Annotated in this window: 11 protein-coding genes and 3 pseudogenes; 9 read left to right on the plus strand and 5 right to left on the minus strand. The window is 36.8% G+C overall.

The features are described from left to right. Nucleotides 1–160: 160 nt before the first annotated feature. On the plus strand, nucleotides 161–1129 hold the full coding sequence (trhO, locus tag KHA96_RS03750; protein WP_213127939.1) for an oxygen-dependent tRNA uridine(34) hydroxylase TrhO: 969 nt from the start codon (nucleotides 161–163) through the stop codon (nucleotides 1127–1129). Nucleotides 1130–1337: 208 nt separating this feature from the next. On the opposite strand, the gene pepF is transcribed toward trhO, so the two are convergent. Beyond that, the gene (gene pepF / locus KHA96_RS03755) at nucleotides 1338–3149 is read right to left on the minus strand and encodes an oligoendopeptidase F (protein WP_213127940.1); all 1812 of its coding nucleotides are present in this window, start codon (nucleotides 3147–3149) and stop codon (nucleotides 1338–1340) included. 152 nt (nucleotides 3150–3301) lie between these two features. On the opposite strand from pepF, the gene KHA96_RS03760 reads away from it, so the two are divergent. The 4 genes from KHA96_RS03760 (at nucleotide 3302) to KHA96_RS03775 (ending at nucleotide 5844) form a co-directional block, all read left to right on the plus strand. Further along, nucleotides 3302–4372 (plus strand): AI-2E family transporter, encoded by a 1071-nt coding sequence (locus KHA96_RS03760; RefSeq protein WP_213127941.1) that lies wholly within the window; start codon nucleotides 3302–3304, stop codon nucleotides 4370–4372. Nucleotides 4373–4483: 111 nt separating this feature from the next. Next, on the plus strand, nucleotides 4484–4687 hold the full coding sequence (locus KHA96_RS03765) for a DUF1657 domain-containing protein (protein WP_213127942.1): 204 nt from the start codon (nucleotides 4484–4486) through the stop codon (nucleotides 4685–4687). A gap of 68 nt (nucleotides 4688–4755) precedes the next feature. Continuing rightward, nucleotides 4756–4962, plus strand: coding sequence for a DUF1657 domain-containing protein (locus tag KHA96_RS03770; RefSeq protein WP_213127943.1), 207 nt, complete (start codon nucleotides 4756–4758; stop codon nucleotides 4960–4962). 12 nt (nucleotides 4963–4974) lie between these two features. Continuing rightward, nucleotides 4975–5844, plus strand: coding sequence for a DUF421 domain-containing protein (locus tag KHA96_RS03775; protein ID WP_213127944.1), 870 nt, complete (start codon nucleotides 4975–4977; stop codon nucleotides 5842–5844). 43 nt (nucleotides 5845–5887) lie between these two features. On the opposite strand, the gene KHA96_RS03780 is transcribed toward KHA96_RS03775, so the two are convergent. Continuing rightward, nucleotides 5888–7507, minus strand: coding sequence for an ABC-F family ATP-binding cassette domain-containing protein (locus KHA96_RS03780; protein WP_213127945.1), 1620 nt, complete (start codon nucleotides 7505–7507; stop codon nucleotides 5888–5890). Nucleotides 7508–7671: 164 nt separating this feature from the next. Between KHA96_RS03780 and KHA96_RS03785 the strand changes: the two genes are divergently transcribed. Next, a complete protein-coding gene (locus KHA96_RS03785; RefSeq protein WP_213127946.1) occupies nucleotides 7672–7854 on the plus strand; it encodes a cold-shock protein in 183 nt (60 codons plus the stop codon). 344 nt (nucleotides 7855–8198) lie between these two features. Here the strand turns inward: KHA96_RS03785 and tnpB are convergent. The 3 pseudogenes from tnpB to KHA96_RS03795 all read right to left on the minus strand — a co-directional run. Next, a pseudogene (gene tnpB, locus KHA96_RS03790) lies at nucleotides 8199–9059 on the minus strand (IS200/IS605 family element RNA-guided endonuclease TnpB); the annotation flags it as partial. Between the two features lie 195 nt (nucleotides 9060–9254). Next, nucleotides 9255–9360, minus strand: a pseudogene (locus KHA96_RS23455) (helix-turn-helix domain-containing protein); the annotation flags it as partial. Nucleotides 9361–9367: 7 nt separating this feature from the next. After that, nucleotides 9368–9508 (minus strand): annotated as a pseudogene (locus tag KHA96_RS03795) (transposase); the annotation flags it as partial. 326 nt (nucleotides 9509–9834) lie between these two features. On the opposite strand from KHA96_RS03795, the gene KHA96_RS03800 reads away from it, so the two are divergent. The 3 genes from KHA96_RS03800 to KHA96_RS03810 all read left to right on the plus strand — a co-directional run bounded on the left by KHA96_RS03800 (nucleotide 9835) and on the right by KHA96_RS03810 (nucleotide 14187). Continuing rightward, nucleotides 9835–10758 carry a CapA family protein gene (locus KHA96_RS03800; RefSeq protein ID WP_349305708.1) on the plus strand — a complete coding sequence of 308 codons (924 nt, stop codon included), beginning with the start codon at nucleotides 9835–9837 and terminating at the stop codon, nucleotides 10756–10758. 792 nt (nucleotides 10759–11550) lie between these two features. After that, a complete protein-coding gene (locus KHA96_RS03805) occupies nucleotides 11551–13098 on the plus strand; it encodes an FAD-dependent oxidoreductase (RefSeq protein WP_213127948.1) in 1548 nt (515 codons plus the stop codon). Nucleotides 13099–13416: 318 nt separating this feature from the next. Further along, nucleotides 13417–14187, plus strand: coding sequence for an SDR family NAD(P)-dependent oxidoreductase (locus KHA96_RS03810; protein WP_213127949.1), 771 nt, complete (start codon nucleotides 13417–13419; stop codon nucleotides 14185–14187). Nucleotides 14188–14200 lie beyond the last annotated feature (13 nt).

Raw genomic sequence — 14200 nt, forward strand, 5'->3', positions numbered from 1 at the left:
GGAAATTTACTGGAAGTAAGTTCAGTCTTGATTTTTTTATATATAGACTGTAAAATACCTTGGTGTAAGAATAAAGTGTATATCTTCGGTAGATCCGAAACTATATCCTCCTAAACACGTTTATATCTTGCAAATATAAGTTGATAGGTGGTATTTTGTCATGTCAGAAAACGAAAAATTTAGGGTATTGCTGTACTATCAGTATGTCCATATCGAAGATCCAGAGGAATTCGCAAAAAGTCATTTAGCTTTTTGTAAAGAACTCGGTTTAAAAGGACGTATTTTAGTAGCAACTGAAGGAATTAATGGAACGGTTTCAGGTACTTGGGATCAAACGGAAACGTATATGAATGAAATGAATAATGATCCACGCTTTGAAACAATGGTTTTTAAAATTGATGAAGCAGATAATCATGCTTTCAAAAAAATGCATGTTAGGCCTCGTGCCGAACTTGTGACACTCCGCTTAGAAGATGATATTAATCCACATCAAATCACAGGGAAATATTTAAGCCCTAAGGAATTTTATGAGGCTATGAAAGATGAAAATACGGTCGTTTTAGATGCTCGTAATGATTATGAATTTGATTTAGGTCATTTCCGAGGAGCTATTCGCCCAGACATCGAAACATTCCGTGATCTGCCTGATTGGGTAAGAGAAAATAAGCAACAATTTGAAGGCAAGAAAATATTAACATATTGCACAGGCGGCATCCGTTGTGAAAAGTTCTCTGGTTGGCTATTAAAAGAAGGATTTGAAGATGTATCACAGCTGCATGGCGGGATTGTGACGTACGGAAAAGATCCTGAAGTCCAAGGTGAACTATGGGATGGACAATGCTATGTATTTGATGAGAGGATAGCTGTTCCTGTCAATCAAAAAGAACATACTGTTGTTGGTCGTGAATATTTTGATGGTACTCCATGTGAGCGATATGTCAACTGCGCTAACCCAGAATGTAATCGACAATTTCTTTGCTCAGAAGAAAATGAGCATAAATATTTGCGCAGCTGCACAGAAGAATGTCGTGTTCATCCAAGAAATATGTATATAAAAGAACATGGCCTTACGGAAGAAGAAGTGAAAGAAAGACTTAGCCTTTTACAGGAAGAAATGGCTATTAACTAATATAAAACTAAACCCGATATCCAGGATTGGATATCGGGTTTTATATATGGTTGAGAAAGTAAAATGGGGAAACGTTTTTTGAAAAGTTTTCTCCAACGACTATCCTCATACAAACTTTCTATCATGCTCTCTAAAATCAATTTACATCAGTTTGTACTCGAAATCCATGAAGTTAGTAGAGCAATGAGAAGCATTTGTACTTTTGTTCTTATTTATAGCTTTTTTCTAGTTCATCAATTAATGATCCGACATACGCTACTGCTTTTTTAATTGCATCTGGTTTAGACATATCAACCCCAGATATTTTAATAAGATCAAGAGGCTTTAATGTTCCACCTGCTTTTAACAGATCAAGCCAGCGATCAACGGCTGGTTGGCCTTCTTCCTTAATCATTTCGGCTGCAGCGGTTGCAACTGTTAATCCTGCTGAATAAGTGTAAGGATACAATCCCATATAATAATGTGGCTGTCTCATCCATGTAAGACTAGCACCTTCATCGATTTCGACCGTATCTCCCCAGAATTCTTTTAATACATTTCCTTTTTGTTCACATAAAACACTTGCAGTAAGAGGAGTTCCGCTTTCTGCTAATGAATAGACTCTACGTTGGAATTCAGCTTCCAACAGATGTGTGACAAAGTTATGGTAATATGTTCCAAGCAATTGCAGTATAACCCAACGTTTCATACGTGGATCATCGGCTTTAGATAATATATGCTCTCCAAGAATTAGCTCATTAATCGTAGATGGGGCTTCGATACAATACATGGAAGGGCGCGTATTGATTAAGTCTTGATTGCGTCCCGCCATATAAAAATGGCCTGCGTGGCCAAGCTCATGAGCTAAAATAAAGGCACCTCTCATTGTATCAGTCCATGTCATTAAAATATATGGATGGACTCCGTATGGACTTGAGCAGAAAGCACCTGTAGATTTACCAATATTATCTGCTAAATCCACCCATCGTTCAGTAAGTGCTTTCTTCATGGCTTCACTGTATTCCTCACCCATTATAGATAATGCAGATAATATCGTTTCTGAAGCCTCTTCATATGTTGTACTAGGATTGAATTCCGGATCAAGTGGTGCTTTTAAATCACAAAATTTCATAGAATCCAAATTCAATACTTCTTTTTTCAGCTTTGCAAATCTGCGCATATGCGGAGCAAGTTCTTTTTGTATAATATCTAATTGATTATGATACATCTCTAATGAAACTTGTTGTGGCGCAAGCAGCATATGTGTTACTGATTCATAATTGCGTAGACGCGACATTGAAACTTGTTTTTTTACTTCAGTAGCATAGTTTGCACCAAATGTGTTTTTATATTGTTTTAATGTATTAACAAAAGAATCATAAGCTTTTCTTCGCAAATCTGTATCCGGAACGAGTTCATAGCGATCCTCAAATAAAGCGAATGACATTGGCAGCTCTTTTCCATTTTCATCGTGAATCGAATCAAACTGCATATCAGAAGACTTACTGAATTGATATATTGTATAGGGGGCATCTAATACTTCTCCCAGTGATGCTAAAGCTTTTTCTGTATCAGGAGAAAGTTTATATGGTTTTTTTTCAAGTATATCCGATAAGTATTTAGAATACTTTTTTAAATCTTTATTTTCACTTAAATATGTATCAACTGTACCATCAGGCAAGTCCAATATTTCAGATTGAATAAAAGATAAATCCGCATTTACTTTGGAGAGCATACTAGCAACTTTAGATGAGTTCCCTTGGTTAACAGGGTCAGTTCCATCAGCTGATTGGCGCAAACTTGAGTAAGTGGAAACACGGATAATTCTTTTTTGCAAAGCTTCCATTTCATTTAAACATTCAAGTAATTTGTTTGAACTTTCTCCTAAATGTCCTTTAAATGAAGTAATGCTAGGTAGACTTTCCTGAACAGCTTTTAATTCATTTTCCCATTCGGCTTCAGTCTGAAAAAGGTCCCGCAAATCCCACGTAAGATGTTCAGGAACTTCAAAACGCGATAATCGTTTTTCGGTAGCTTCCATGTTAATCCTCCTAATAAATTATTTCGACACACTAATTATATCGGACCTGTTTAATATACGCTATGATAAAAATAGAAACCATTGGAATTTCATAGGAAAAATGCGATAATATCAGGACAGAGCCTTGGAAAAAGAGAGAAATGAGGAGAAATATGCTTAAAGAAAAATGGTTTAAATTGGGCATTGCCATTATTATGATTTTTTTAATCATTTTACTTGGAACAAAAATTAGCTTTATATTCACCCCGCTTGTTATTATTATTAAAACGTTATTTCCGCCCGTCTTATTAGCGGGAGTATTATATTACATATTGCGGCCTGCGGTTAATTTTCTTTCAAAAAAAATTCCCAGAACATTATCAATCATTATCATGTTTATTGCTATTGCAGGACTTGGAGCAGGGGTAGTGCTATTAATTGGGCCAGAATTACAAACTCAATTTAACCTTTTAATTGAAAATATTCCTGCATATGCCCATAACATACAGCTTTGGGCTACATCGCTTACAGAAAAAGAATGGTTTTTGCAAATCCATCAAAGCGACTACTTTTCAATAGAGAAATTTACAAAACAGTTCGAACAAAACGCAAGTATGATCTTGCAAGGATTTGGTTCAAAAATTGCAGGTACTGTAGGCTTTATTGCTAACATGGTTATGATATTTGCTTTAGTGCCATTTGTTTTATTTTTCATGTTAAAAGATGGGAAACATGCACCGAAGTTTTTAGAGAAAATATTGCCGAAAAGGCATCAAAAAGAAGCTGATGAAATATTAGAGGAAATGGATGGGGCATTAAGCTCATACATTCAAGGTCAGCTCATCGTAAGTGTTTGCGTTGGTACTCTTGCTTTTATTGGATATTTAATTATAGGTCTGGATTATGCTCTTATACTTGGAGTTCTAGCAATGGCAACGAATGTTATTCCATTTGTAGGGCCATGGATTGGTACATTACCAGCTGTTATAGTCGGACTATTTACATCTCCTTTACAAGCATTGTTGGTCGTAATCGTTGCGGTTGTTGTTCAACAATTTGAAAGTAATCTTGTTTCGCCGTTTGTTATGGGAAAAGCGTTGAATATGCATCCACTTACGATTATTTTTGTCTTGTTAGTTGCCGGTCAATTTGGCGGACTACTTGGATTAATACTGGCAGTTCCTGCTTATGCTTTATTAAAAGTGATCGTGAGCCATATTTATCGATATATTCGATTAGAATAATTTGTGAAAATACCTATCAAAAACGATAGGTATTTTTTTCATCTAATATTGCATGTACATAAATCATAAAATAGAAACGTTCTATAGAACAATTATAGGGAGGGTAATTCATTGACAGTCATTAATAAAGTACAACAAACAATTACAGGTCTTAAAACAGCTCAGGCCAGTTTAGAAGGATTCGCTCTAGATACGGATAACCAACAAGCGAAACAACTGTATAAAATGTGTGCCCAACAAACACAAGCTGTTATTGACACCTTAAATCCTCGTATGCAAGAAATTATGCAAGAAGAACCGCAATATAATCAGTGAAAAATCGCTAACTGAACAGAGTGATGAATGCATCACTCTGCTCCTTTAAACTCTTGGAGGAATTCCTTATGACTGTATTTACAAATGTAAAAGCAACCTTGGCGAGTACAAAGGCCATACAATCTGAATTCAGTCGCTTAGCTCAAATGACGGCAGACCAAAGGGCAAGTGCAGTTTTTCATGAATGCATGATAGAGATTGATGATGTAATTCATGATCTGCGGCAGAGAGTTGAATACATGAAAGCGGAAGAACTGCAGTATAGAAATTCATGAGGGGGGAGTAGAATGGATGTCCCAAGTTGGCTCGAAATAATATTAAGATCAACCTTCTTAGTGATTGTGCTTTTTTTACTGGCGAAATTGCTTGGGAAAAAGCAGTTGTCAAACCTCTCATTTTTTGAATATGTAGCAGGTATAACAATTGGTAGCATTGCGGCAGAAATTTCAACCGGGCTTGAAAGTAATTTTATGAATGGAATTTATAGTTTACTCGTTTGGACGGCTATTCCTTTAATTGCTGGACTTATTGGAATTAAAAGTAAAAAGGCAAGAAGCTTTATTGAAGGTACTTCAACTGTTGTAATTAAAGATGGAAAAATACAAGAAGAGAATTTAAAGAAAGAACAGTACTCGGTAGATGAGCTAATGCAATTATTAAGGAAGAAAAATGCATTTCAAGTTGCAGACGTAGAATTTGCAGTGCTCGAAGCAAATGGTGATTTGAATATAATGCTTAAAAAAGAAAAACAGCCGATCACACCTGCCGATTTACAACTCGATGTCGCACCCGAAAAAGTACCTCAAACCGTTATTTTAGAAGGAGAAATAATGGATGCAGGTTTGGCCGCAAGTGGTTTAACTAGGGCATGGCTAGAATTGGAGCTTGAAAAATTAAATGTGGCGATTGACAATGTATTTGTAGGGCAAATTGATTCTTATGGTCAACTAACCGTTGATATTTATGATGACAAAATTCAAATTCCCGAACCTATGCCAAAGCAAAGTCTTTTAAGTGCATTAAAAAAATGCCAAGCCGATTTAGAATCTTTTTCTCTGCAAACCGATTCAGAAGAGGCAAAACAAATGTATAAGAGGAATGCCGAAAAAGTAGAAAAAATTATTTTAAAAACAGAGCATTTATTGATGAAAGGATAACAAATACCCGGAATTCACATAACATCCGGGTATTTGTTGCTTATTATGCGTACATTTCTTCTGTCTGTTTTTGAAGCTGCTCATTCTCGAGATATTCATCATACGTCATTTGCTTATCGATGATTCCTTTCGGAGTTAAATCGATAATGCGATTGGCAATCGTTTGTATAAATTGATGGTCATGGGACGCAAAAATAACAGATCCTTTAAAATTTATTAGACCATTATTGAGTGCCGTAATGGATTCTAAGTCAAGGTGGTTCGTTGGCTCATCCAATAGAAGTACATTGGAACCACTTAACATCATTTTTGATAGCATGCATCTTACTTTTTCTCCACCTGAAAGAACAGAAGCTTTTTTCAAAACTTCTTCACCAGAAAATAACATTCTTCCCAAGAATCCACGCAAGAAACTTTCACTATCATCTTGAGGTGAGAACTGTCTTAACCAATCCACCAGGTTTAAATTGCAGCCATCAAAGAATTCGGAGTTATCTTTCGGAAAATAAGCCTGGGATGTTGTGACTCCCCATTTAAAATTACCAGCATCTGGTTCTAATTCTCCTGATAATATTCTTAACAATGTCGTTTTGGCTATTTCATTTCTTCCTACAAGTGCAATTTTATCATTTTTATTCATGATAAAGCTTATATTATCCAGCACTTTTACTCCGTCAATCGTTTTAGTAAGCCCTTCAACCCTTAATAAATCATTCCCTATTTCGCGCTCAGGCGTAAAGCCTACAAATGGATATCTACGGGAAGAAGGCTGAATATCATCAAGTGTAATCTTATCCAGCAATTTTTTTCTTGATGTTGCTTGTTTTGATTTTGATGCATTTGCACTAAACCTTGCGATAAAAGCTTGTAATTCTTTGATTTTCTCTTCTTTTTTCTTATTTGCATCTTGAGCCATTCTTTGTGCCAGCTGACTTGATTCATACCAGAAATCATAGTTTCCGACATAAATTTGAATTTTACCGAAGTCAAGATCAGCAATATGAGTACACACTTTATTCAAAAAGTGGCGGTCATGGGAAACGACAATGACAGTATTTTCAAAGTTGATCAAAAACTCTTCAAGCCACTGAATGGCTTTAATATCAAGATGGTTCGTCGGCTCGTCAAGTAGAAGAATATCCGGTTTCCCAAATAATGCTTGAGCGAGGAGAACCTTTACTTTTTCAGAACCTGAAAGTTCGGCCATTTTTTTAGAATGCACGTTTTCCTGAATGCCTAGACCTTTTAGCAATATAGCGGCTTCAGATTCTGCCTCCCATCCATTTAATTCTGCAAACTCTCCTTCAAGTTCCGCAGCTCTCATTCCATCAGCTTCAGAAAAGTCGGCTTTCATATAAATGGCATCTTTTTCTTGCATAATTTCGTAAAGCCGAGTGTGCCCCATAATAACAACTTTAATTACTTCTTCATCTTCATATTGGAAGTGATCTTGTTTCAGTACAGCTAAACGTTCACCGGATGTGATTGCAACAGATCCTGTTTGTGGTTCAATTTCACCTGATAGAATTTTAACGAAAGTTGACTTACCCGCACCGTTTGCCCCAATAAGGCCGTAACAGTTTCCAGGTGTGAATTTTAAATTTATATCGTCAAATAATTTACGGTCGCCGTATCGGAGACCAACATTAGATACAGTAATCAAGGTACATCCATTCCTCCAATTAATACATATTCCAAAACATTATAGCACGTTTTCTTATCGTAATCCTAGTAAATAAAAGGGTTCAAGCAAATCGTGGAAACCGATTTGGTTTATATTGAATGTTAGCGTATAATATAAATATCAATAAGAAGGGGGATCTTGCCATGGCTTATAGAAGGGGACCTCAGGAACCTATCCCTGAAGAGGAAACAGTAGTTTGGTCATGCACGAATGAAGATTGTTCATGTTGGATGAGGGATGCCTTTTCTTCAGATGAAAAAACCGTTTGTCCGATCTGTAAATCGGAGATGGAAAAAGAAACAAGAATATTGCCCGTAATTAGCTAAAATGTTTGTAAAGACCGACTTTAATAAGTTGGTCTTTTTTATGTAAACTCATCCTGCAAAAAAATGCTGAAAATTGGCTTATTTTGTAAATGAAATTTATTATTTCCCTCTAGAAAATTATAATACTATAATTTTCAGGGGGAGAAAAGTATTGGATAGAAAATCAAAATATAGAAGAATGAGACGTCGGAAAAGAAATCGACATCTCTTTATTGGATTATTAACTTTTCTATTTTCTTGTTTGCTTATTTTGCTAGTACAGTGGCAAGGTTATGAATCTTTGAACCTCTCACGGCTAAAGCCGTAAGATTCCTAGGTACAGAAACCCCTTGGCTTCTAATGGATTAGGCTATCCCCACAGTTCCTGCGGTTAATCGCAATGCTTCATTGCGAAGATTGATACTTGCGTTAAGATCACGTTGATGAAGGCATTCGCATGATGGGCAAGTCCACTCACGCAACGCAAGATCCTTAACGGCTTTATGTTTATGACCACAACGAGAACAAAATTGACTGGAAGCAAAATTCCTTGCAACAAGGACGACTTGTTTTCCGTACCATTTTGCTTTATATTCCAACATCGTTCTGAATTGTGACCACGATACTTCACTGATGGCCTTTGCAAGATGGACATTTTTAAGCATCTTTTTTACAGCTAAATCTTCCATCCCAATCAAGTCGTGGTTTTTGACAAGATGGGTGGAGATTTTATTCAGTATATCCTGCCGTGAATTCGTGATTTTTTCATGGATCTTGGCGACTTTCACTCGTTGTTTATGCCAATTGGCGGAGCCTGCTTGTCGCCTGGATAGGACGCGTTGGGCGTTGGCTAACTTTTCCTCTAACGCGCGAAAAAACGTTGGATTTTTGTATACGGTTCCATCCGATAGAGTGGCAAAATCTTTTAATCCAACATCGACCCCTATGGATGAACCTGTTTTGGGTAGGGGCTGTATATCCACTTCAACAAGAATGGAAACAAAATATTTACCAGCAGGGTTCCGCCGAATGGTGGCATTGATCATTCGCCCATGAACTTCTCGACTTTTCGCAAAGCGTACAAGTCCCAGTTTTGGGAGTTTTATATGTTTGCCCAGCACGGCAATATTTCCATTTACATATTTCGTTGTGTAGGATTGAACAGGATTTCTTTTTGACTTAAAGCGAGGCTCATCATTTTGCTTCTTGTAATATCTTCTATAGGCTTCATGGACGATTTCAACCGATTTTTGCAGGCGATACTTTCAAGAATGGATAGTGTTTCTTCAACTCTGGAAGAGCTTTAATCGACTTATTCTTATGGAAAAATTCCCCTTTCCAGTTTTTCCTAGGGAGTTGTCCGTTTTGAACCATTTCCGCAACCATATGCCAATAGGCGTCTTTCCCTTTTTGTTTTCCTACAAAATAATTGTAAACAAAACGGCAACAACCGATGGTTTTGGCGATTAGGACTTCTTGTGTTTTAGTGGGATAGATTCTGAACTTATAGGCTTTGTTCACGATCAAGGGATGCTCACCTTCCCTTCTGATTTTGAATGTATTGACAAATCTGGGTCTTTGTCTGTTCGCTAACGGTTGCGACAAAATAAGAAGGGTTCCAGAGATGACCACCCCAGAGTGTCCCTTTTAACTCAGGGAACTCTTTAAATATCAATGTACCATATGTTAGCACCTTTTTGTGATTGAGTTACGATTATCCAGAGTCTATATGCAATCTGTATTTTGGCATATGTCGAATCGTTAACGTGATATGAAATCACGCCCGATTCGAAGCCGATTCATCTCATGATTGAAATCACAAGTGTTCTCGGCTATATCATAAAATCCTCAAAACATCATATAGATACACCAATCCCAGCCCTCAAGGAAAATAGTAAAAAGAATTCAAGCATCCAAACATCCTCCAAAGAAGAAGAGGTGGAAAACAAACATTCTGCTCCTATAGAGGAACCTCCATAAGATGATGCCGAAATCCATATCATTTTTGCTGGTGATACAATGTTTGATTGGGATCTACGTCCTATCCTTGCGGCTAATGGTTACGATTTTCCTTTTGTGCATGTTTCAAAAAAGGTTCAAAAGGCAGACTATGCATTTGTAAATGCGGAAACAGTTTTTACAGATAAATCTGCAAAAGATCCTAACCAATTATTTTGGATAAAATCAGATCCTAGAGGTCTTCAAGCATTGAAGAATACTGGTTTTGATATGTTGAATTTAGGAAACAATCATACTTTGGATTATTTGAGGAATGGACTGGATGATACGCTAAAATATGTAGAGCAATATGATTTTGATTATATCGGAGCTGGTAGAAACGCTGAAGAAGCGTATTCCTCTAAAGAAATCGAAATAAAAGGAAAAAAGTTCCGATTTTTCTCATTTGTTCGCTTCCTTCCGGATGTTGGGTGGATTGCCCAAAATGATCGATCAGGTATTCCTAGTGGGTATGATCTCGAGCTCGTTAAAAAAACGATTATGGATCAAAAAGGGGACGCTGATTACACAATTGTCTATTTTCATTGGGGAATAGAGAAACGAAATAATCAAGCTGACTATCAATATGAATATGTGAAAGAACTACAAAAGCTTGGTGTTGATTTGATTGTTGGTTCTCATCCCCACTGGCTTCAAGGCTTCCAATATTATAATGGAATGCCTGTAGCATATTCGCTCGGTAATTTTTTATTTCCGCCTTATGTAAAAAATAAATCGGCACAAACTGGATTATTGAACGTAACATTTAAAGGCAATCAAATCTCGTTGAATTTTGACCCGTTTATTATTTCAAAAGGCCAAATCATCCCTGGAGAGAATGAAGAAAGAGATTATTTTCTTCAGTATTTGCAATCCATCTCAATTGATGTTGAAATTTCTAATAAAGGTGATATTATTCCAAAATAATATAATTAACCAGCTAATGTTCGGTTGCGGATTGTCGGAAAAAGACATCGAGAGTACTCCTCTCGATGTTTTTTGTAATTTTGAAAGGAAACGGTAGTATGAGGCGTAGATCGCTTCAGGCGCTTGCTTTCCGGGTGCGTTTTGCGAGCCTACTTGTTGCTGATCCAGTTTATATAGTGAGATAGAGATTAATTACCGATTGGTTAGTAATCTATTTTACGATTTTATATTTGGCTAAGTTTGCAGCCCAAATATACTTCGCTTTCCGCGGGCGGATGGCAAGCCTCATCAGGCTGCGCCTTGCGTGGGTCTTGCCTATCTCGAATTTCCCACAGGAGTATACGTATATTCGGGCAGCACAGCTTCTGTGTATTTCTTTGTTCGAAACCAACTATCATCGGAAAACAGTTAATAATAGAGATATCTATTATAAAAGTGGCGGATTCTATATAGCAATCACAAGAATCATTAAAACTAAGTTCCTATAAAGTGCTTTACGATATGAGATATGATCGCTCTTAAGCTTCATTTTTTTGCATCGAATAAATGATCATGTTGATTTTAGCTTTATTTCCGATGAATTAAATATAAAATAAATATTCGATGATAATGATAGCAATGCCATACACCATATTCGAATGTTTTAATACCTACACTAAGACAAATTCATCTTCAGTCGAGTTTTTCTATAGTTCTGTAAACGGGCAAATGCCCGCTTTTTTTCTTTTTTGTACATGTTTTTATAGAAATGGGGGATATCAAGTAGTAGAGAATAAAAAGGGAGGACCGCACATGAGCATTCCAAATAATGGAGAGGAAGTACTTTCATCGTACTGGATTAAATCTACAGACCTTCCGTCATTTCCGTCTATAGAAAAAGACTTAAATGTGGATGTAGCGATAGTAGGTGGTGGAATTACAGGAATCACAACAGCATATATGCTAGTAAAAGAAGGCTTTCATGTAGCAGTAATTGAAGCGAGCAAAATTATAAATGGAACTACAGGGCATACTACGGCAAAAGTTACAGCCCAGCATAGCTTAATTTACGATGAATTTATTCAACATTTTGGAGAAGACAAGGCGCGGCTTTATTACGAGGCCAATAAAGAAGCAGCTGAACAAATTGTCGAGATCATTAACTTACATGGAATTGATTGTGATTTTAAAAAAGAAGACGCTTATGTTTATACAAATTCCAGTGACAATGTACAAAAACTAAAAAAAGAATATGAAGCATATAAAAGATTAGGAATAGAAGGTGAATACACTGAAACTATTCCATTGGGTGGAAATATTAAGGGAGCCGTCATCATGAAAAATCAAGCTCAGTTCCACCCACTTCATTATTTGTCACATCTTGTAGAATATATAAAAGAGAGCGGAGGAGAAATATACGAACAATCCGTGGCCACTCATATGGACATTGACGACAAACCCATTATCCATTTAAGAAATGGTGCAAAAGTAAAAGCTCAACATGTTATATCAGCATCTCATTTTCCATTTCATGATAATAGAGGTTATTTTGCACGGCTCCACCCTGAACGATCGTATGTTGTTGCGGCAAGACCGGAAAAAAAGTTTCCAGGTGGCATGTATATTAATGCTGAAAAACCCAAAAGATCTATACGGTCTGTGACGGTCGAAGGAAACAATATATTATTATTTAGCGGAGATGGTCATAAAACTGGTCAAGGAGAACCTGAAAAAGAACATTACGAAGCATTAGAAAAATTTGCAAAGGATGAATTTGGAGCAAACGAAATTTTATATCGATGGTCTGCCCAAGATCTTGTCACTGAAGATAAAGTTCCATTTATCGGTTGTAATAATGAAGGAGATAAACGAGTGCTCGTTGCGACCGGATTTCGAAAGTGGGGAATGACAACGAGTATGGTTGCCGCTCTCCTTATGAGGGATATTTTAATTGGGAAAGAAAATCGATATGAAGAGCTATATTCTCCTGCAAGATTCACTGCTAATCCGGGAATAAAAACGATGGTAAAGCAAAATGTAAATGTAGCTGCAAATCTTATCAGCGGCAAATTTGAACGCCCTGATAAAGAATTAAAGGATATTAAAGAAGGAGAAGGGGCCGCAGTAACAATAAAGGGTGGTCGTGCCGGTGCCTTTAAGTCAACTGAGGGTCAATTATTCGTAGTAGATACGAAATGTACTCATATGGGATGTGAAGTCAATTGGAATAGTGGAGACCAAACATGGGATTGTCCATGTCATGGCTCAAGATTCTCAGTTGAAGGGGATGTTATAGAAGGCCCTGCAGAAAGACCGCTTAAAAGAATTGATCCGGAGAGCATTGATTATACAACTTCTTAATCGAAAAAGGCTGTTCTGTCTATCGGTGGAAACTGATTGCAGTAACAGCCTTTATTAATTGAGATTGATTTTATACGACTCTTTCATCTTCGTCGAGATTGCCGCCGTATCAAGACGCAAATCGATTTTCATTTCCCTATATGTCTCTTGCCAGAATCTATTCGGAAATCAAGTATCTTCCACGCTTACTAGCAATTATGCCCAGATCGAAAACAAATGAATTAAGAAAAAAACAGGAAACACATTGTTTAATGTCGTACTAATAGTTAGTGAGTAGTTTTAAATCCGAAAAGATGACAAAAAGGAAGTGGCAATAAAGTGACTGGACGCCTTCAAGGGAAAGTGATTGTTATTACAGGTGCAACAAAAGGGATTGGAAAAGGGATTGCCTATATTTGTGCAAAGGAAGGAGCAAATGTTGTAGTAAATGGAAGAAATAAAGAAGCAGGTGAAATAGTTGCGGGAGAAATTAATCAAAAATACGGAACTGAAGCAATTTTCATCCAAAAAGATATTTCATCTGAAACAGGATGTCGCGAATTAATTGAGCAATCTGTTGCCCATTTTGGCCGAATCGACGGTCTTGTCAACAATGCTGGTATTTTTCCAAGGGGTACCATTTTAGAAACAACAGAGGAGCTGTTTGATACGATTTTTGATGTAAATATGAAAGGCCCATTTTTTTGCTCAAAATATGCAATTAATGAAATGCTCCAGTCCGGAGGAGGATCTATTGTACAAATAGGTTCTACAAATGCATATAGTGGAATGGAAAATCTAGTTGCCTATTCTTGTTCAAAAGGAGCAATGCGCACACTTAATAAGAGTATTGCCTCACATTATGCCAAACATAAAATTAGATCCAATTGGATTACTGTCGGTTGGGTAGCATCTGAAGGGGAAATTGAGCTTCATGAAAGCATGGGAACAAGCGAGGAAGAACTTAAAAAATGGGCAGAAAGTGTAATTCCAACTGGTGAGATGCAAACGGAAGAAGATATGGCTTACGGTGTTGTATATTTATTAGCCGATGAGTCCAAACAAGTGACTGGTACAGAGCTGCATATAAATGGTGGACTAAGTTTATAAAAAAAAAAATTTA

Origin of the sequence: Bacillus sp. FJAT-49711, from assembly GCF_018343715.1 — a bacterium.
Taxonomy (GTDB): Bacteria; Bacillota; Bacilli; order Bacillales; family Bacillaceae_C; genus Lederbergia.